The organism is Spirosoma aureum (assembly GCF_011604685.1).
Lineage (GTDB): Bacteria > Bacteroidota > Bacteroidia > Cytophagales > Spirosomataceae > Spirosoma > Spirosoma aureum.
The window spans coordinates 4,101,154-4,120,299 of sequence record NZ_CP050063.1 but is presented as its reverse complement, the minus strand read 5'-3'; the positions used below and the strand labels follow the sequence as shown (position 1 = coordinate 4,120,299).

17 protein-coding genes and 1 pseudogene are annotated in these 19,146 nt (G+C 46.8%); 5 read left to right on the top strand and 13 right to left on the bottom strand.

The features are described from left to right. Positions 1-4 precede the first annotated feature (4 nt). A complete protein-coding gene (locus G8759_RS16245; protein ID WP_167209717.1) occupies positions 5-613 on the top strand; it encodes an RNA polymerase sigma factor in 609 nt (202 codons plus the stop codon). Beyond that, entirely contained in the window at positions 603-2,267 is a 1,665-nt protein-coding gene (locus G8759_RS16240; protein WP_167209715.1) for a hypothetical protein, read from the top strand. Before G8759_RS16245 ends, G8759_RS16240 begins: the two co-directional genes overlap by 11 nt. A 194-nt stretch (positions 2,268-2,461) precedes the next feature. Here the strand turns inward: G8759_RS16240 and G8759_RS16235 are convergent, their stop codons facing one another. From G8759_RS16235 to G8759_RS16225, 3 genes are all read right to left on the bottom strand, one after another. After that, positions 2,462-3,778 (bottom strand): PQQ-dependent sugar dehydrogenase, encoded by a 1,317-nt coding sequence (locus tag G8759_RS16235; RefSeq protein ID WP_167209713.1) that lies wholly within the window; start codon positions 3,776-3,778, stop codon positions 2,462-2,464. Positions 3,779-3,866: 88 nt separating this feature from the next. Next, positions 3,867-4,247, bottom strand: a complete 381-nt coding sequence (locus G8759_RS16230) for a DUF3471 domain-containing protein (RefSeq protein WP_167209711.1) — start codon at positions 4,245-4,247, stop codon at positions 3,867-3,869. A gap of 44 nt (positions 4,248-4,291) precedes the next feature. After that, the gene (locus tag G8759_RS16225; protein ID WP_167209709.1) at positions 4,292-4,723 is read right to left on the bottom strand and encodes a GNAT family N-acetyltransferase; all 432 of its coding nucleotides are present in this window, start codon (positions 4,721-4,723) and stop codon (positions 4,292-4,294) included. Positions 4,724-4,990: 267 nt separating this feature from the next. On the opposite strand from G8759_RS16225, the gene G8759_RS16220 reads away from it, so the two are divergent. Together G8759_RS16220 and G8759_RS36420 are read left to right on the top strand one after the other, a co-directional pair. Further along, positions 4,991-5,908, top strand: coding sequence for a TolB family protein (locus G8759_RS16220; RefSeq protein WP_167209707.1), 918 nt, complete (start codon positions 4,991-4,993; stop codon positions 5,906-5,908). A 166-nt stretch (positions 5,909-6,074) separates the two neighbouring features. Then, positions 6,075-6,482: pseudogene (locus tag G8759_RS36420) on the top strand (DUF6855 family protein). Positions 6,483-6,677: 195 nt separating this feature from the next. On the opposite strand, the gene G8759_RS16210 reads toward G8759_RS36420, so the two are convergent. From G8759_RS16210 to G8759_RS16200, 3 genes are all read right to left on the bottom strand, one after another. Then, positions 6,678-8,012: an ammonium transporter gene (locus tag G8759_RS16210; protein ID WP_162385116.1), complete on the bottom strand. Its 1,335-nt coding sequence runs from the start codon at positions 8,010-8,012 to the stop codon at positions 6,678-6,680. A gap of 65 nt (positions 8,013-8,077) precedes the next feature. Then, positions 8,078-9,235: a porin gene (locus G8759_RS16205; protein ID WP_167209704.1), complete on the bottom strand. Its 1,158-nt coding sequence runs from the start codon at positions 9,233-9,235 to the stop codon at positions 8,078-8,080. Between the two features lie 331 nt (positions 9,236-9,566). Continuing rightward, on the bottom strand, positions 9,567-9,917 hold the full coding sequence (locus G8759_RS16200; RefSeq protein WP_162385118.1) for a 4Fe-4S dicluster domain-containing protein: 351 nt from the start codon (positions 9,915-9,917) through the stop codon (positions 9,567-9,569). 134 nt (positions 9,918-10,051) lie between these two features. Between G8759_RS16200 and G8759_RS16195 the strand changes: the two genes are divergently transcribed. Continuing rightward, positions 10,052-11,089, top strand: a complete 1,038-nt coding sequence (locus tag G8759_RS16195) for an aldehyde dehydrogenase family protein (protein ID WP_167209703.1) — start codon at positions 10,052-10,054, stop codon at positions 11,087-11,089. A gap of 113 nt (positions 11,090-11,202) precedes the next feature. Here the strand turns inward: G8759_RS16195 and G8759_RS16190 are convergent, their stop codons facing one another. The 7 genes from G8759_RS16190 to rplU all read right to left on the bottom strand — a co-directional run bounded on the left by G8759_RS16190 (position 11,203) and on the right by rplU (position 18,967). Next, positions 11,203-11,538: an HNH endonuclease gene (locus tag G8759_RS16190; protein WP_167209701.1), complete on the bottom strand. Its 336-nt coding sequence runs from the start codon at positions 11,536-11,538 to the stop codon at positions 11,203-11,205. A 43-nt stretch (positions 11,539-11,581) separates the two neighbouring features. Next, a complete protein-coding gene (locus G8759_RS16185; protein ID WP_167209698.1) occupies positions 11,582-13,297 on the bottom strand; it encodes a hypothetical protein in 1,716 nt (571 codons plus the stop codon). Positions 13,298-13,601: 304 nt separating this feature from the next. Continuing rightward, complete coding sequence (gene recG, locus G8759_RS16180) at positions 13,602-15,710, bottom strand: ATP-dependent DNA helicase RecG (RefSeq protein WP_167209697.1); 2,109 nt, start codon at positions 15,708-15,710, stop codon at positions 13,602-13,604. A 171-nt stretch (positions 15,711-15,881) separates the two neighbouring features. Beyond that, complete coding sequence (locus tag G8759_RS16175) at positions 15,882-17,306, bottom strand: DUF5723 family protein (RefSeq protein WP_167209694.1); 1,425 nt, start codon at positions 17,304-17,306, stop codon at positions 15,882-15,884. Positions 17,307-17,485: 179 nt separating this feature from the next. After that, positions 17,486-18,088, bottom strand: coding sequence for a NifU family protein (locus G8759_RS16170; protein ID WP_167209692.1), 603 nt, complete (start codon positions 18,086-18,088; stop codon positions 17,486-17,488). A gap of 152 nt (positions 18,089-18,240) precedes the next feature. Then, complete coding sequence (gene rpmA / locus G8759_RS16165; protein ID WP_162385125.1) at positions 18,241-18,555, bottom strand: 50S ribosomal protein L27; 315 nt, start codon at positions 18,553-18,555, stop codon at positions 18,241-18,243. 94 nt (positions 18,556-18,649) lie between these two features. Further along, positions 18,650-18,967: a 50S ribosomal protein L21 gene (gene rplU / locus G8759_RS16160; protein WP_162385126.1), complete on the bottom strand. Its 318-nt coding sequence runs from the start codon at positions 18,965-18,967 to the stop codon at positions 18,650-18,652. Positions 18,968-19,146 lie beyond the last annotated feature (179 nt).

The window sequence follows — 19,146 nt, the reverse complement described above, 5'->3', positions numbered from 1 at the left end:
AACGTTGTTTTTCAAAAAATCGTCCTCGTTTGCCGAACATGACCTAATCAGTGTCATTCAGGCTTGCCGTGCCAGCGATCCCCGGGCGCAGCGAACGCTATTTAAGCAGTTTTTTGGGTATGCCAAGAGTATATGTCTACGCTACACCTCTAGCCGCGAAGAGGCTGAAGATGTGCTGAATGAGGGATTTCTAAAGGTTTTTCAGCATTTAGACAGATTCGACGAAACACAGCCATTTAAGGCATGGCTTCGAACGATTCTGGTCAACACGGCTATTAGCCATTATCGGCGTAATCATCAACTGGAACAACACACCAATCTGGAATCAGGCGAACAGGTAGCTCTCGATGAGGATGTTGTTGATCAGATTGCCGCCGAAGAAATTCTTGCCCTGGTCCAGCAGCTAACACCTACCTACCGAACGGTGTTTATGATGCACGTTGTTGATGGTTATAGCCTCCACGAGATTGCAGGCATACTCTCGCACAACGAAGCCACAGTACGTTCTAATTATGCACGCGCTCGCCAGAAACTCCAGCAAATGATCCGGCAGGCATATCCTTTCCACGCTAAGACCAGCCCCTCGGCTCCAATACCATATCATGAAAACTGATCGATTTGCCGATATTATCCGGCGAAAGCTGGATAGCATCCGACCCGAATTCTCCGATCGGGACTGGGCGCGGATGCAGGCAACCCTTAAACAGGCTGGCCCATCGCCCAATGCGCCCACTCCGTCTGCTCATCCCTTTGCTAGTCAGGCAGCCCGATTTGCAGTTGCGGGCGCTATTGGAACAACTATTTTCTTAACCACCACTATCTGGCAACACTATGAATTAAAACATTTACATCAAACTCTTCAGCAAGTAACCCAAAAAGCGAATCGGTTAGAAACAGCCCCACCCGCTGCTGCCAATATAACGCGGCCAGCTACTGAACCGGGAGCAGTTACTGCTGAGTCGAATCAGAATAACCAGAAAAGCTCAACGTCAGTAAATGCTGCACCAGAACGAAACTCGGTTACGCTGAAACGCGACACCGTCTTCATAGACCGGTACGTCACAGTACCCGCTCCAACAACTCGGCTTCGGTCAGTTGAAAGTCCTCAAATCACAAAGCAACCCGAGCGGAATAGTACGGGGGATCAGGTAGCAAAAACTGACTTTTCATCATCAACAGGAGAGGTTGAAAGGACGACCCGAAATCGAACTACAAATCAGCCTGAAAACCGCATTGCAGAACCCATTTCAACTGGTTCCCAGCAACGTGTTGAGGTTTCACGACCGGAGAAACCGGCAGATAATGTAGCAATTGCAGACCGGCCTACAAAAGGTCGGGACCGAGTTTCTGGTAGCTACTCGAACGTAGAGCCGACGAATCAGGCCTCTACCCGAGAAGTTACGAACGGGAATGTTACAACGCCTTTATCTTCAAACAATCAGGCAGGACAAAATCAGCCTGTATCAACAGATATTCCTCCCGTTGCCAGTACAGGAGAAGCAACGCAACCTACGTTTGCTTATGAATCGCTGGCGGCTTTACCGTTGCAGACCAATACGGTTCGCTGGGATGCTCTGTTGGCGCAGCGTGCCCGGCAAATGCGGCCCGCCCGAGCAGCGGTAACGGTTGTCAGTGGTCAACCCACAACTGCTCCTGCCAGCCAGCGGGTCCAATCATTACCGCTTCGGTTGAGAGCCGGTATCGGTACAGATATCAACTCCGAGATGTGGAGTATGGGCATCTATACGGAGTTGCTGGCTTCCAAACACTGGAGTTTAGGCTTAGGATTAAGTCAGGCCACCTTTGCTACAGTTGCCTTTCGTAGTCCTCCAGAATTCGACAAGAATATTCCTCAGGATTTTCGCAAACAGTACGCGCGAGGCCTTGACCCACGGCTCGACATTTTTGGCATTGAGATGTATACGGTTCGTGTTCAGCTTCCAATTAGCCTGGGTTATCGCATTCCGCTCAGTCAATCATTTACATTGCTGCCCACAATTGGTACAGCTTTAAATCTGCAAAGTCAGCAATACATTAGTTTCTATCATCAATTACCCTATTGGAAGGGTTACGAAAAAATTCAGGACAAGAGCATCCGGCCAGTTGACTTGTTCAACAATATGACTTTTGGCGCTAGTCTTGAATGGCAGAATAAGTACTGGGCTATCCAGGCAGGTCCTGTCATTTCAACACCCCTTCAGTCGGACCCAAGTTGTCAGCAGGATGCAACGGTTGGACTAAGAGCAAGGCTATTTTATCAATTCTAAGCAGTTAAGGCCTTATTATTGGCCGGAACTACGCCACTTATATCAGGTTCAACAAAAGAATCAGCGGATAAAAACTCTACCAGAGAGTCTATCCGCTGATTCTTTTTTGAGTTACTATCTCAGGCCTTTGGCTGATAGGTGTGCCACAGTTCAAAAACGTGGCACACCTATTAGCCAAAGGCCTATATTTCTAACTATTTACTAGCCGCTACCCGCCAGATTCGTCCGGCAGCATCATCGGCTACCAGTAATGATCCGTCGGGCAATACCGTTACGCCCACCGGCCGACCATAGACATCTTTATCCGTTCCGTCTGCAATAAAGCCCGTCAGAAAATCTTCAGGTTTGCCGGGTTTCCCATCGGTAAAGGGTACGAATACAACCTTATATCCCGAAAAGGCAGAGCGATTCCAGGAGCCGTGCTGGCCAATAAAAGCACCGTTATGGTACTTGGCTGAAAATGCCTTCTGGTCGTAAAAAGCCAGACCAAGCGAAGCCGTATGTGCACCCAATGGCACATCAGGAACAGTGGCTTTTTTCACCAGATCGGGTCGTTCTCCTTTCCGGCGCGGATCTTCATTTTGGCCATAGTACGAATAAGGCCACCCGTAGAAAGCACCCTCCTTAACACTGGTCAGGTAATCAGGCACAAGGTCATCGCCTAGTTCGTCACGTTCATTAACAGCGGTATACAATATATTTTTCCCTGGCTCCCAGTCCATACCGACCGGATTACGCAAACCGCTGGCATATATCCGTTCGCCGGAACCATCGGGATTGATTTCCAGAATATTAGCACGACGAATCTCATTTTCAGGACCATGCTCACCTACGTTGCTCCCTGATCCGACTGAGACATATATTTTCTTTCCATCGGGACTTGCCAGCAGATTACGTGTCCAGTGATTGTTGTAGCCACCAGCGGGTAAGCTTAGTATCTTCTTGCCCGGTGCGGTCATTTTAGTCTGCCCTGCCTGATATGGATACTGCATTAATCCATCGGTATTGGCTACATAAAAACGGTTGCCTAAAACAAGCATACCAAACGGTTGATTAAGCCCGGCCAGAAAGGTCTCCCGAATCTCGGGCTTGCCATCTTTATTCGAATCGCGCAGGAGTGTAATCCGGTTGGCACTCGCTTCTGTTCGCTCAGATTTGTTCTGTCCAGTCACAACACCCTTTACCGCCTGCTTAACACCTTTTCGTTCGGTATTCGACTCAGCAACGAAAATATCGCCGTCAGGTGCTACGTAAATCCACCTTGGACTAGCCAGGTCACGGGCATACTCAGTTACCGTAAAGCCTGCTGGCGCCTGTGGTGTTTTGCCAGTTGGCCAGCCAACCACATTGCTAAAATGCAGTGCTGATTTTGTTGCGAATGGAGCAGGTAGATCAAGTGTTGTATCGGCGGTGGCTACTTCAGTGCCCGATTGATCGCTCTCTTTTTTTTGGCTACAAGCCGATAAGACGGCCATTGCGGCCGCTGTCAGAATAAGTCCAGTCGTTTTCATCGTTGAGTATTAGTGTGCATATTCCCAAAAAAGACATGATTGTCTCGATTGAAAACATGCTTACTAAACTCATAGGTGAATCTTTTGGTTACGGATTATCTTTTTTTGCTGATAGTTCTGTACCCTGTGTGGCCAAAGTAAGCCCTGTTACTGCTTTTGTTGTTCCATCCCGAACGAACGTAATAATCGACCCGTAAGAGCTTGTGGACTGGTAGGTATCAGGTTTGGCTTGTTTGATCAGCTTGTTTTTGCCATAACTATCGGCTTCCCCAAATAAATCGCCTTTATCGGCAGTAACGGTAAATTTTTGGATTGGACTCCCACTAGTAAGTGTGTACGAACCGGTGTAGACTTTGAGATTGACCGAATCGGCACCCATTTTAGCCGATGTAGCCGGGGCCTGTGCATAAGCCGAGCCAGCTTTGCTTAATACGATGGCTATGAACAGAATAGATACTATTAATTTCATGATTTTAAGGGGTTTAGTTAAAGGAATAAAAATAAACATAATCACTAAAGTGCCAGCGAAAACCGGGCATAAGGAATTGGTCCTTTGTAAAATACCTCACTGACGGCTTCCATATCGAACCGGCGATAAAAATCGGCGGCATCGAGTCGGGCGTCACACCAAAGTGAGGTCGCTCCTAACCCACGGGCTTCCGTAATAACATGGTTCAGTAACTTCGTACCGACGCCCTGGTGCTGATAATCGGGATCAGTCGCAAATTTGCGAAAACGGGCCGTTTGCTCATGTACAAATAATGAAATAACAGCAATCAGTTTATCTTCCCGAAATGCCCCAAAATGATATCCATCCGAATCATTCTCGACCTTTACGTAATCAATTGGTTTGTCGGGCCACAATACACGATGGCGGAGTTGATAGGTCTGTTCTGGCGTGATCGATTGAATCAAAACAGAACCAGAGTGACTGGTATTTGTCATTGTCAAGCGTGATAGTAAACGCAAGCTATCAAAGTTTCAGGAAAGCCAGCATAAAAGGCCAATTCTTCATAAAACCATAATCAGGCAAGCTTATTAATCAGGCCCGAACTACAAGTGAATAATAAATACCTATTAGGGCGGTTTCAGAGAAAAGGCAGTTGGACATTCCGAGTAATTCCTGAAGTACTTTAGATCAAAAGTTATGACAGAACTCAGTAATGGCTTATCTTATGCTGTAATCAAACTAGTCTTCACAACAACCAACTCATGCTGATCAGAAAGACCTTCTACGCAAAGATAATTGGGCCATCATGGTCTTTTTCCCGCTTTATCTTACTGCTTGTCTCCAGTCACCTAGCCCTTGGCCAAGGCCCTCCCAACGCCGACATATTTCTGGTTGACCTTGACCTGAAAAGTCAGCCCGCTCAAGTGGGCAGCCCCACAAATATAACCCAGCGTATAGGCTATGACAATCAGCCCTCTTTTTCGCCGGATGGTGCTGGTTTGCTCTATACCTCGATGCGGGATGATGGGCAAACTGATATTTACCGCTATGATGTTAAGCAAAAGTCAACCACTCAACTGACACGGACACCCGAAAGCGAATATTCACCGACCATCACGCCCGATAAAGCCTATTTTTCGGTTATTCGGGTTGAGAAAGATCAAACACAACGATTGTGGAAATTCCCTGTTTCGGGCAATGGAGAACCAGAACTGGTCTTGAAAAATGTTAAGCCCGTAGGTTACCATTGCTGGCTTTCCAACGACTGGCTGGCCTTATTTATCTTAGGTAAACCGAATTCACTTCAACTGGCTCAGACTTCTACCGGCGATACCGTCCGAATTGAAGGAAATATTGGACGGGCGCTTCAAAACGTACCCGGCAAAAATGCGGTTAGTTTTGTGCATAAACGAACTCCTACTGATTGGGAAATCAAGCAGCTCGATTTGCAGACGCGTCAATCATCATTAATCGTAAAAACGCTGGAGGGTAGTGAAGATTTCGTCTGGACACCTGATGGAACATTACTTATGTGTCGTGGCTCGGTCTTATACCAGTACAAGCCAAGTGTTACTCCAACCTGGACACAACTCGCTGATTTTAGCAACTTTGGAATCAAGCAGCTAAACCGGCTTGCTATCGATCCACAAGGCAAAAAATTAGCGTTGGTTGGTCAATGACCGTTGATAATGCAGGCCTGATTGGCTCTTCTGCAATGAATTATTCCTCTGAGCGAAATTCCTAAATAAAGGATTGCGACAAAGGTTGTTTTTACATAAAAGACAATAAGTAGTCGATTGATCAGCCCTGCTTAACAAAGTACATATCTAATTAAATCTCGTTAAGATGGCTACCGCAACAGGTACAAAGGAAGATCCGTGGAAACTAAAAACTCCTCCCGGCACATCAGATTACCAACTGTACAAAGATGTAAAAGATGGCAACGATGTTTTAGTGTGCACAGTCGGGAAAACAGTTTTGTACTATGATTAACGATGCATCGCTGATTTGCATAACATGCTTAAGCAACACGGCGACTTGATGGAGCTTGGCGCTGCCGACGAACAAAAAGACGCAAAGCAGGGAACCGTTGAGGCATGGGGACGGTCATCAGAAAACCCAGTCGGTGGCTGGTACGGCCTGAAAAAAGGTTTACGGGGCCGATTCGGCATGTATATTCCTCCCCTGCTGGAAGTTTTGGGGCTTGCAGAACTGGAACATAATTCTAAAAACAATCGAATGCGGGCAATTTAACGAGCCAATCACCTAGCATACGAGCCTTTCCAGAAGCAATCATTGCTTTCGTGGAAAGGCTCGTGTGTGTACAAGACTCATCTAAAAGCAGGAAACCGCCCCCAAGCGGGAGCGGCTCCATGAGTACAACAAAACCACAGTAAAGCTGCCGGACATAACGGCCAGACAGGGTGCCTGTGGCTATGTTGTCGTATCTTACGCTTCGATCAGGAATTCGTCGTGCTGGCTTACGTCCAGACCCGACTTCTCGTCCTCTTCAGAAACACGCAAGGGCAGAATCAGATCGGTAACTTTCAGCAGCAGGTATGACATACCGAAAGCAAATATTGATACCAGAACCAGAGCGATCAGGTGTTCGACAAACAGGCCTGTTTCGCCAAAGGCCAGCCCTTCAACCGTTACAGCCGAGTTAACACCTTTACTAGCGAAAATGCCAGTCATAAGCAGACCTACCATTCCACCAACGCCGTGGCAGGGAAATACGTCCAGCGTATCATCAAGCGTCGACTTAGACCGCAGATGGGCTACATAGTTCGAGATAATTGCCGCAACTGTACCGATAAAGATTGAGGTTGGAACCGTTACGAAACCAGCAGCTGGCGTAATAGCCACCAGACCTACAACAGCACCGATACAGAAACCCAGTGCCGATACTTTCTTGCCTTTAGCTGAATCAAACAGAACCCAGGCAAGACCAGCCGCAGCCGCAGCTGTATTCGTTGTTGCGAAAGCCGAAGCAGCCAATGGAGTCGCTCCTACCGCCGAACCAGCGTTAAAACCAAACCAGCCAAACCACAGCAGACCCGTACCCAACAGTACAAATGGAATGTTGGCAGGTGGGAAATAGCTAGCCTCAAGGTGTGACTTACGACGCTTCAGATACAAAGCACCGGCCAACGCTGCCCAACCAGCCGACATGTGAACAACCGTACCACCGGCAAAATCAAGTACACCTCTCTTAAAGAAGAAACCATCTGGATGCCAGGTCATGTGTGCTAATGGCGCATAGACGAACAGGCTAAACAGGATCATGAACAAAACGTATGACCGGAAATTGATCCGCTCAGCCATTGAACCTGTAACCAGAGCAGGCGTAATAACAGCAAACTTCAGTTGGAAGAAGGCAAACACGACCAGCGGAATGGATGCTGCCAGTGACCAGGGCTTTCCGTCCAGAACGCCTTTGAACATGAAGTGATCCATTGGATTGCCAATGAAACCACCAATCGATGAACCGAAAGCCAGGCTAAAGCCAACTACAACCCAGAGGATGCTGATAACACCCATCGCAATGAAGCTTTGCAGCATCGTCGAGATAACGTTTTTGTTATTGACCATCCCGCCATAGAAATACGCCAGACCAGGAGTCATTAACAAGACAAGAGCTGTAGCAACGAGCATCCAGGCCGTATCACCCGAGTTGATGCCTTCCGTCACGATTTGCGTCGGAACACTGTTAAAACCAGGCAGTACACCGAGAATAGCGAAGACTCCCAGCAGAATCAGAGGTACGTAATTGGGCTTTTGCATAATAATTGAGGGGTTTTTGTTGTACTGATTTATGAAATTTGGGTTAAGAAAACGGAGATACAAGCTTAGAATTTGAAGATGGCCGCCATACCGAGCGTCGTTTGCGACTTAGTCAGTGAACCGTCATTCTTTTCGAACTTATTGGCCGAGTAGCTATCAAGCCGGAGTTCAGGCTTGAGCAGAACATGACCATCTGCCGCTGTGATATTACCGGTTATGGTAATTGAGTTCACACTAGCGCCATTACCTGCTGCATCCGTCAAAGCGCGAGCACCATTTTTGTTGTCGAATGTTTCATACCGTAGGCCCAACCCGAATTTATCAGTAAATGCATAGTTTGTATAAACAGCTACACCGCCCCAGCTTTTCGACGTAGATGGACCACCTACTCCCTGATAATCACCTTTCTGGGAGCCAGTAGCAGCATTCAAACCGAGATAGAATTTAGATGTAATCTGATACGTAGTTGTCAGATCGAACAGTGAATAACTTGCGTCATCAGCCTTAACACCGTCTACATCCTTAGAAGCTTCGTTGGAGATAATCCCGTTCAGATAGACATTCCAGCCTGAAACTGGCGAGAAAAAGAACTGCCCGATCAGACCCTTCTTTTTGTTATTGTCAACGAGATTATCAACGTTATTGACAACGCCTAACATTAAATAAGCACGATCGCTGAACGCATATTGCGCTTTTAAGCCAATGTGATAGAAAGGTCCGTTATTGAAGAGGTTAGATAATGAGTAGTTGTAGTTAACTGGAGCATCAATAACTTCATAACCGATGTGAGTACCGAACTGACCGGCTGTAAACGATAGTTTAGGCGTAGCCTTGAAGACAATGTAAGCCTGCTTAATGGCCAGCGCAGTTGATCCTGGAGTTCCGAGAAGACCTACATTATTACCATAGTTTCCCAGATCAGCAAATGTGCCAAACGTCAGGTCCATAACAGCATCAACCTTATCGGCTGTATATGTCGCCTTCGCCTGAATTAAACCTATTCCGAACTGACCCGCCTTTTGATCAAAAGCCCGTGCATTACCAACACCTGAACCATTTAAACCCAGGTTCGACTGACTCTTTGGGTTATTGAAGTTACCCAAATAGTAGGTGTCCATGTAGCCTGAGAAAGTAAATTTTCCAGGAGTAGTACTCGTTGAATCTTGGGCGAAAGCGCCAAACCCGGCAAACAAAGAACTAAGAAGTAAAATTGTTTTTTTCATGCTTTTTCTTTGGTGGAGTAGTGGGTGAAATTGTAGTTTAACCGGGGACAAATTTTATCATATAATTTATTCCACACAAGAGATTTTGTTAAACAATAGAGCGATTTTTCATGTTTTACGCTATTTTGTTTAAATTGTTCTAATATTTACATGTAAAGTACCTAAAATTTGCATTTTTTTTGAAATTTTAATATATTCTGCTTTCATGACTTTTTGCCAAATATTCTTTTAGTGAATTTTTTTAAAATATTCCTATTCTCAGATTGGCTTACGCATAAAAAAGCCTGACTGGATAATCCAGTCAGGCTTTTTTATGCGTAATAGTGTTTTACTATGCCTCAGCGTGAAGCCACGCTTTCTTGGCTAGTAGTGTTTCTTCATCTTCTACATTTTCAGGATCGGGAACACAGCAGTCCACCGGGCAAACAGCCGCACATTGAGGCTCCTCATGAAAGCCCATGCACTCTGTGCATTTATCATTCACGATGTAGTAAAATTCATTAGAAACGGGTGCTTGAGGTGCTTTGCCGCTAACAACCGTACCGTCACCAAAATCAACTTCGGTCAGTTCGGTTCCACCACCCCAGGTCCATTCGACACCACCTTCATAGATGGCTGTATTGGGGCATTCGGGTTCGCAGGCACCACAGTTGATGCACTCGTCAGTGATCATGATTGCCATGAGCAGTACAGATTTATAGACGATAAACTTTTATCTTCCTGAATTGAACAACAAATATAACTATTTAAAGGTTAACGGCAAACTAAAATTTCATTACATTAGTTGATGGTGTATTCCATTTGTTTATTTACTTCATGCTTCAATCAGAACGCCTACAAACGTTCGTGGCTTTAGGCAACTTCTTACGCTCCGCCGAAGCCCTGCCCGAATTAGAGGAAATCGCTCAACGGGCTTATTATAAGAATAACTGGTTTACACCAGCCAATACCTTAAACGCCTTGAGAGCCATTGCCGATGAGTTCCTGACGGCCGATCAATTAAATGCATGGGTTCATACCTACCCACCTGAGCCAAATGCCGTTTCCCGTAGAGTTGGGGTCGTCATGGCAGGAAATATTCCGGCGGTTGGTTTTCATGATTTACTCTGCGTACTGTTGAGTGGTCATGATCTGCTCGCCAAGTTAAGTACGCAAGATTTTGTACTAATCCATTATTTAATACAAAAAATAAAAGAGATCAATCCTGATTTTGCGGGTCATATTGAAGAAGCTGAACGGCTCAATACGGCCGACGCCTACATTGCTACGGGCAGTAACAACACGGCTCGGTATTTCGAATATTACTTTGCTAAAAAGCCGAGCATTATTCGCAAAAATCGCACTTCTGTCGGTTTATTGATGGGCGAAGAAAGTGACGACGAATTCATGAAACTTGGCCATGATATTTCCGACTACTATGGGTTAGGCTGTCGCAATGTATCCACGATTCTGGTGCCGGACGGGTATGATTTTACGCCCCTTCTACGAACGCTTGAGCCTCAGGTTCAGGTGTATCTGAACAACCATAAATACCAGAACAATTACGACTACAACAAGTCTATTTACCTGATCAATGCCGTACCCCATCTCGACAATGGTTACTTGCTGTTGACTGAAAATGATAATCTTGTCTCGCCGATTTCCGTTCTATACTACCAGACTTACCGGACGCTTGATGATGCTACAAACTGGCTCAATGAACGCGCCGACCGAATTCAGGTTGTCGCATCAGCTCAGAACTGGTTTTCTGGTCATGTCGGGTTAGCGACCGTTGCTTTTGGTCAGACACAGCGGCCTGGCCTGAGCGATTATGCCGATGGTATCGATACAATGGCCTTTTTAGCGCAATTATAGGGCATATCGAAGGCTGCATAAAAGTACGAGCTTATCCGTTTGTAGTTGCCTTCAGTGCTAAAATTCGTTCTGGTTCAATCAGCTATTGATTGAACCAGAACAGAAAATTTCCACTAGATATCACTTTCCAGCGTATTGCCTTTCCGGGAGTTACAGTACTGACACATCGGCTGATAATTCGCCAATATGCTTTGCCCTCCTTTGGATCTGGGCAGAATGTGATCGATGGTCATGAGTGTAAAATTAGCTGTGAACAGGTCTACGTGGTGCCCGCCCCCCTGATCAACTGACGCGATCAGGTATACTCCTTCTACTCCGCAGCGAACACAGGAAGTCCCTTTTTTGGCAAATACCTGTAACCGTCGATGATTGAAATACTTCGTGTGCAACTGGTCGAAATCCAGTCGTTTAAGCACCCGATTGCCATTTAGTGTATGCGGTAAAGTCATCGTAAAACTGAAAACTTTTTAATTGTTTACTGTATCGTTTGCCTTAATAGCGCCAACTTTTCAAATCAGCGTTTTTCGGTGCCGATGTTTCGATACGCTTCAAAATCTTGTCGATATACATGGTGTTGTAACGAAGGCGACTGATGTAATTGGGTTGCGTAGGATCACCATTCCAGCAATGTTCTGCCCGATCACCATAAGCCACTTCGCTGCTTGCAGACGGATTCTGAACGCTTTTCAGGAAGTCTTCCATCAGATAGACGGCATTATTGAGGTAGTAGTTATCCATGTCACCGCAGTAAATATGAATTTTTCCAGTGACTTTGGGGCCAAGGATCTTCCAGTCGCGACGAAGGATATGCAATAGATCATAATGCTCACGCCAGTATTCGGCAACTGTCGGATCAATGTCGCCGGTAAGTTTATTCCAGATCCGTTTCGGATATCCATCCGATCCTACTGGCGAATAAACTGCTTCCCAAATATCAAACTGGTCGCCGGAGCGCGAATGCGTACCAAGGGCTAATTCGCGATGATTTGTTTCCTCTACTGTGCATTTTACCTGCCCCAGATAATTACGCTGACCCGGCCGTGGTGTACGTCGAAATGGTCCTTCGGCATAATAGGCATTCTTGTCTTTGTAAAGATTGAAAACAGTATAGGCATCAAAAGCAATCGGGTCAGGACAAGCCGCAAAACAGCCGTTAAACGCATCGGGATAGAAAACCTGCGCTGCCAAAGCCTCCCAGCCACCTGTTGAACCCCCGTATGTAAACCGCGCCCATCCCTGCCCGATACCCCTGAACTGTTTTTCAATTTCGGGCAACAGTTCATACATAATGGCATCACCATAAGGGCCGAGGTTCTCGGAATTTACGGCATAAGAGTCATCATAATAGGGGTTCGCGTGCTGGATCTCAACGATCAGCATTCTTGGAAAATCTTTGCTGGTCCACTTCTTATAAAAATCGTAGGCTTCCTGAGCTACAATTTTCTTATAGCCATACAAATGAAACCGGTCAATATAGTCGGTCGTATCCATATTGGCAGGAGGTGGTGTTTCGCTGAATCCCGAAAAATCATCGGGAAAATGCCCATGAAACAAACAGAGTGGATAATGAGCATCGGGATGTTCATCGAATCCGGCAGGCAGCAGGACGTGTGCACCGAGATACATCGGGCGGCCCCAGAATTCAGTTAGTCGCTTACTCTGAATTCTGATATGCTTGATAAATTTCGTGTCCTTGGGTTCCGCAATCGGCGGATTGACTTGATTGAGTGAGATTGTGACCGCTTGATTTGCTCCGGGCTTTATGCTGATTTTCTGTGGCTTACTAAACAGATTTCCAGGTGCGGTTCGCCAGTTCTGGCCTTCGCCCCTATCCATCGGCAATTTTACGGTATGCCCGTCTTTACGTTTAAACGTTTCGTATTTATGCAAAACAGCCTGAACATAATAGTCACCAGTCGCAATGTCTTTCAGGCTTCGTTTGGGATATCCGAACGCACCCGCATCGACAATAGTAGCCTGACCGGGTTTTAGTCCGTCGACATCCACACCAAAAATCTGGGCTGTTTCAACTGCGTCGCTCACCTGCGAGCGGGGTTCGGTTTTATCGGTTTTAGCCAGAATCAGCAGTACCCGACCATCGAGGGCCGTTTTGCTTTGAGTAGCCGGAAAGGAAACGGAAAAGGTTACCGGTTGGGCATGGGCTATAGTAGAAAGTAGCCCCATTAAAAGGAGTAGTCGATAGTTCATGAAGTAGCTCAGGTTGGTTTACAGTCGGAAGATACTCATTTGACTCATAAACACAATCGGTGCCAGATCAGAGAACCATTTACTTCCTGCCGTTACCTGCTATTCTTTATAAACCCATACCTGAAAAAACCAGTTTCGCCCGCCTTATATGCATCGCCTGATTTAAGAAGCGGAGTGCCCGTTGCCCGATAATGTAGAAAGTGTGACTGTCATTAGAAATGCAACTTCGCTAATACAGCAAATCGTAATCGTTCAGCCAGCAGGTCGGTAGAATCAAACGCTTTATCACACGATAATGGATTGATTAACTGATTCGCCCCCAGTTATTTTCTGTTTGCTTCAGGCCATCGACGTGGTTTCGGATAGGTGCATGCTGGGGTAATACGAGTTCTGGATCTTCGGTCAGAATGGCCTGTGCCGACTCGCGGGCAGCCGTCAGAATGGCTCCATCTTTAGCCAGATCGGCAATCATCAGGTCCATAACGCCACTCTGCTGCGTACCCGTCAGGTCGCCGGGGCCGCGCAGTTGCAAGTCAACGTCGGCAATTTCGAAACCATTATTGGTACGAATCATGGTTTCGAGCCGGGTACGGGTATCACTGCTGAGCTTATAGCCTGTCATCATGACACAATACGACTGATCAGCACCCCGCCCAACACGACCCCTTAGCTGGTGCAGTTGCGACAGACCGAATCGTTCGGCACTTTCAATCACCATGACACTGGCATTTGGCACATTAACGCCCACTTCAATGACTGTTGTGGCCACCAGTATCTGCGTTTCGTGCTTGATAAACCGCTGCATTTCGTCGTCCTTCTCGTAGGGCAACATTTTTCCGTGCAGCATACCAACCTCGTATTTCGGTCGTGGAAAAGCACGCTGCATGCTCTCGAAACCGTCCATAAGATCTTTGTAATCAAGCTTCTCCGACTCTTCGATGAGCGGATAGACCACATACACCTGTCGGCCAAGTTCGATCTGTTGCCGCATAAATCCAAATACTTCGGAGCGGTGTTTATCGAACTTATGAACGGTCTTGATTGGCTTACGGCCCTTGGGTAGTTCATCAATGACCGAAACATCCAGGTTTCCGTAAAGTGTCATGGCCAGCGTACGCGGAATGGGCGTGGCTGTCATAACCAGAATATGCGGGGGTACGGTTTCGTTCTTTCGCCAGAGTTTGGCCCGTTGAGCCACCCCAAACCGGTGTTGTTCATCAATAATACACAGGCCGAGGTTTTTATACTGAACAGCATCTTCGAGCAATGCATGGGTGCCGACCAGAATATGCATTTTGCCCGTCTGCAACTCTTCGTGCAGCACGACACGTCGTTTTTTATTGGTCGAACCAGTCAGAATACCAAGGTTCAGTCCCATCGCATCGGCAAACGGTTTAAGACCGTTATAGTGCTGGTCGGCCAGAATTTCGGTTGGGGCCATCAGGCAGGCCTGGGCCCCGTTGCCAATGGCCAGCAAACAGGCAATGAAGGCCACGATGGTTTTACCGCTGCCCACGTCGCCCTGCAATAGCCGGTTCATCTGCTTCCCGGTCAGAAAATCGCCGTAAATTTCTTTGATAACCCGTTGCTGGGCCCCGGTCAGTTCAAAGGGCAGCAGTTCGTTATAAAAGTGCTTCATCAGCGATGTATCCCGGAAAATCTGTCCCGGAAATTCTTCTTTCTGAATCAGTTTGTTCTTGATTAGCCGAAGCTGATTGTAGAACAATTCTTCAAATTTCAGCCGTCGCTGCGCCTGTTTCAGCCAGCCCTGATTCTGAGGCAGGTGAATATTCCACATCGCATCACGCTTACCAACGAGCCGGTATTGCTGAATCAACGCGTCTGGTAATGTCTCCCGAATATGCGGCCACGCCTGTTCGAGCAGCATCCGCATGACTTTGCCAATGACTTTACTATCAAGATGGCGTTTGCGGAGTTTCTCGGTGAGATTATACACGGGAAAGAATCCTAACTCCTGCTCCGAGGCCGTATTGGTATTTTCCAGTTCAGGATGAACAATGCTGAATTGCCCATTGAAGGACTGTGGCTTCCCGTAGGCAATGTATTCGCCATCACGTCGAAGGGTCTTCTCTATGTAGGTAATTCCCTGAAACCACACCAGACTCATTGAGCCGGTGCCATCCGTAAATGTCCCGACAAGCCGTTTTTTAGGTCCCTCCCCTTCCGTATACCAATCGCGAAGCCGGCCTTTAATCTGGGCAGATGGCATCGAGTCCATCAATTCGCTAATGGTATAATAGCGCGACCGATCGTCGTAACGGAATGGGTAATATTGAATCAGGTCACCATACGTAAACAGATTCAACTCTTTATTGAGAAGTTCCGTACGTTGCGGCCCTAATCCTTTCAGGTAGAGAAGTGGGGTATCGAAAAAAGTAGTTCGTTCGGTCATGTCAGACCTGGCAAAACCCAGTTTACAGACGGTATTTGACCAAAATTAAGCATTTCTGCTCGAAAAAGAATAGGCGGTGCCATTGAGAAATCCCGGTCTTGCAGGAAGCAGGTAAGATCGGTTTAGAAAGAGCAATTGAGCTGCCTGGCCTTTTCTCAATGGATCAACTCGTTACTCGTCATCTGATCGCCCAATACCAAAGGCGAAACCAGCATAAATATCTAAACCGCGCGGCCGGATTCCGCTGCTAACGTTGCCCAGCAGGCCGAGTAGATTATCCGTTCCCAACCAACCCGGCCCAACCCGAACCGAAGCACCCGCCGACAGGCCGTGGTTCAGGTAAACGATCGGCACCGATAAACTCAGCCAGCGTGCATCGTATCGCGGAGTAACCGCCAGGAGCGATGGTTGGTGGGTGGCCAGCGCATCAATAGATCGAAGATCCTGTAAATAGGTCAGGTTTATACCAAATCCGCTGGGCAGCTGGTAATCGCCCGTTATGTTCAGTGAGGTTGGGAGCCCTGTCCGAAAGCTGGTTTTATCGGGACTGCGCCCGGTATTGATTTTCTGCTGAATGACTCGGGCAATATCTTCGATACCGTTCAGATTGTTAAAATCACTTCCCCGAAACCGAACCGGATTCTGGCCGATGTCAGTGTAGTTATAATCTTCGCCGGTATAGGTCAAACCGCCAATATCGGTTACTGCCAGACCTAGTTGTAAAGCAGGGCTATCTACATCATATTGACTCACATACGTCAGGCCAACGTCAACACCAACCCCTTTACCGGGTGCCGACGTGCTAAACAATGTTCGGGGGTTCAGGCTTCGATCCTGTAGAAAACTGGTATAGGCAAGAGTAGCATCCAGTCGGTTGACCTCCAGCAGTGCACTATTCGCATTATTCGGGTCCTGAATAATGCGGTAATCCATTCCCCGGTTAACAAGGTGCTGGGCATTATAACCCAGCAGGAGTTTTGCCGTGGCTCCCAGCAGGAGTTTTTGTCCCTCACCCTCCCAGATTGTTCCGGCATAGGTTAGTCCCAGTTCAACAAATGTATTGGTGTTCGCACTGAATTTATTGTCCCGGTTAGGAATGCTGTAGAGTGCCTTATCGCTTAAACTGGCTCTAAAGGCTGACAGCAAATTTTCTGACGCTCCAACAACCTGCCCTATTGCCCGGAAGCGGGTTGTTACAGCAAAAGCGGCACGATCGCTTGTTTTTATCAGGAAGGCAGGGCCTCGTATTTCCCCTAAAATCGTTCCATTTTTAGGTGTACCATCCAGTATTTCCTGGGTATACGACGCATCGAATCGGACGGAACCATCTGGGTTTTTATATTGAGCAGGTACCGTTCCACTAATTAATCGCAGTAAGGAAAACGGTGCCTGATACCGAACATAATTGTTATTGACATGGGCAACGCCCGTTGCAACGTTCAGGTAGAACTTAGAAGGAGAATCAGCGGCTAAGGCTGGGTTGATATAAAGCCGATTGGTACCGCCGTAGCGACTGGTTGAAATGCCAAGAAGATTTTGTGCAAAACTGGCTGTTGTGGCCAGCAGAAATGATACTACAACAAACGAATACTTCATGCAGTTACGCTTTAAATTGAATGGCAGAGTGTCCTTCAAAGTAAACGTCAATTCGCTAGGTCGGTTTCCCCAATGGCCGTTTATTTTGATTTAGTGGTAAAGAAGCAGGTCGTTCGTAACCGCCGACACCGAATGATGTCAACAATTTCGAACGACCTGCTTCAATTGATTTTATACCTTTACACACCTTCGGCTTCAACGAGTTTCACCTCCGGAACCAGTCGGGTCAGGAGGTTTTCGATCCCTGCCTTGAGGGTTAGTGTCGATGAAGGGCAACCGCTACAGGAGCCCTGCAACAAGACTTTTACGGTGCCAGTTGGTTCATCGAATGAATAGAAGCTGATAGCGCCCCCATCCGACTCAACGGCTGGCTTAATATACTGATCCAGTACGGCTTTGATTTTCTGAACGGTTTCTGAATCCATATCCAGTTTTGCCGAGTTGGTGTCCATGGTCCGTTGTGAAAAAACGGGCTTCTGCTCACCAAAATACTCTTTCAGAAAAAACTTAACTTCAAATATCACTTCGTCCCAGTCCGTTTGATCGTCTTTGGTAACGGTTATGAAATTTCCCGAAATAAACACCCGTTGTACAAACTCAAACCCGAACAGGGCTACTGCCAGCGGTGACGCTTTACCATCAATTAATGCATCGGCAGGCGTGGCATAGTCGAAGGATAACCCGGTAGGAACGAGTTCGAAATTAACGACGAACTTCATGGAGTTCGGATTGGGACTTCCTTCGGTAAAGATGGATACAGGACGGCTTAGCGTAGGATTCATTATTAAAAAGTTTTCAGTGTATACGTTATGACTTTCGGTTGGTAGCGCTGACGGTATAGTAACAGTCATACCGTTTTTTTAGTTTTTGGGCATGAAAAAACCCGTTCAACGTACTGTTAAACGGGTTCATTTTCGTATCGTAAGTGTGTGCCTTACGCTTCTGCTGTTGCTGCGGGAGCTACAGCTACAGGAGCTGTTTCAACTGCCGAAGGACCAGCTGGAATGATGTCTACGTATGAACGGCTGTTACGGCCAGGACGGAATTTTACGACACCATCAACCAGTGCGAATAACGTATAGTCTTTACCCAGACCAACGTTTTTGCCAGGATGATGTTTCGTACCGCGCTGGCGGATAATGATGTTGCCGGCAATAGCCGACTGGCCACCGAACAACTTCACACCCAAGCGTTTGCTGTGCGAATCGCGGCCGTTTTTGGAACTACCTACACCTTTCTTGTGTGCCATTGTCTTTTAGGAATTAGGAGCGAGGTGTTAGGAGTAAGAATAAGATTTGCGTGCGCAATTTCTCTTTTCCAGCTCCTGACCACTAACTACTATTTTAGATTGTTATATCTTCGATTAGAACTTTGGTCAGATATTGACGGTGACCATTTTTCTTTTTGTAGCCTTTACGACGCTTCTTTTTGAAGACGATAACTTTTTCGCCTTTCAGGTGTTCGACGATTTTGGCCGATACTGTCGCTCCAGCGACAGTCGGGGCACCAATGGAGATGCTCCCCTCGTTGTCAACAAGGAGAATTTTCACCTTGTCGGAGGCAAGTGCAGCGTCCACATCGCCCTCTAACCGGTGGGTATAGATGGAGCGACCCTTCTGGATCTTGAATTGCTGCCCTGCGATCTCTACGATTGCGTACATGTTTGTGTATGAAATTGGAAATGAGGTGCAAAAGTAACGTATTCTTTATTGAAACGCAATACGTAGCCACTCATTCGTGCCAGTAAAAATACAGGATTTATAAAAAGTGTCAGGTATCCGCCAATGAAACAAAACGATGTTTGTTAACCATTCGCCCAGTAGACTTGAGGTATTACCAT

Bases quoted from the DNA above. Each gene is read 5' to 3' on its own strand.
- G8759_RS16175 (WP_167209694.1), bottom strand. From the start codon at position 17,306: ATGAAGTATTCGTTTGTTGTAGTATCATTTCTGCTGGCCACAACAGCC.
- G8759_RS16220 (WP_167209707.1), top strand. From the start codon at position 4,991: ATGCTGATCAGAAAGACCTTCTACGCAAAGATAATTGGGCCATCATGG.
- recG (WP_167209697.1), bottom strand. From the start codon at position 15,710: ATGACCGAACGAACTACTTTTTTCGATACCCCACTTCTCTACCTGAAA.
- G8759_RS16210 (WP_162385116.1), bottom strand. From the start codon at position 8,012: ATGCAAAAGCCCAATTACGTACCTCTGATTCTGCTGGGAGTCTTCGCT.
- G8759_RS16170 (WP_167209692.1), bottom strand. From the start codon at position 18,088: ATGAATCCTACGCTAAGCCGTCCTGTATCCATCTTTACCGAAGGAAGT.
- rplU (WP_162385126.1), bottom strand. From the start codon at position 18,967: ATGTACGCAATCGTAGAGATCGCAGGGCAGCAATTCAAGATCCAGAAG.
- G8759_RS16185 (WP_167209698.1), bottom strand. From the start codon at position 13,297: ATGAACTATCGACTACTCCTTTTAATGGGGCTACTTTCTACTATAGCC.
- G8759_RS16235 (WP_167209713.1), bottom strand. From the start codon at position 3,778: ATGAAAACGACTGGACTTATTCTGACAGCGGCCGCAATGGCCGTCTTA.
- G8759_RS16190 (WP_167209701.1), bottom strand. From the start codon at position 11,538: ATGACTTTACCGCATACACTAAATGGCAATCGGGTGCTTAAACGACTG.
- G8759_RS16225 (WP_167209709.1), bottom strand. From the start codon at position 4,723: ATGACAAATACCAGTCACTCTGGTTCTGTTTTGATTCAATCGATCACG.
- G8759_RS16240 (WP_167209715.1), top strand. From the start codon at position 603: ATGAAAACTGATCGATTTGCCGATATTATCCGGCGAAAGCTGGATAGC.
- G8759_RS16200 (WP_162385118.1), bottom strand. From the start codon at position 9,917: ATGGCAATCATGATCACTGACGAGTGCATCAACTGTGGTGCCTGCGAA.
- G8759_RS16230 (WP_167209711.1), bottom strand. From the start codon at position 4,247: ATGAAATTAATAGTATCTATTCTGTTCATAGCCATCGTATTAAGCAAA.
- G8759_RS16195 (WP_167209703.1), top strand. From the start codon at position 10,052: ATGCTTCAATCAGAACGCCTACAAACGTTCGTGGCTTTAGGCAACTTC.
- G8759_RS16205 (WP_167209704.1), bottom strand. From the start codon at position 9,235: ATGAAAAAAACAATTTTACTTCTTAGTTCTTTGTTTGCCGGGTTTGGC.
- rpmA (WP_162385125.1), bottom strand. From the start codon at position 18,555: ATGGCACACAAGAAAGGTGTAGGTAGTTCCAAAAACGGCCGCGATTCG.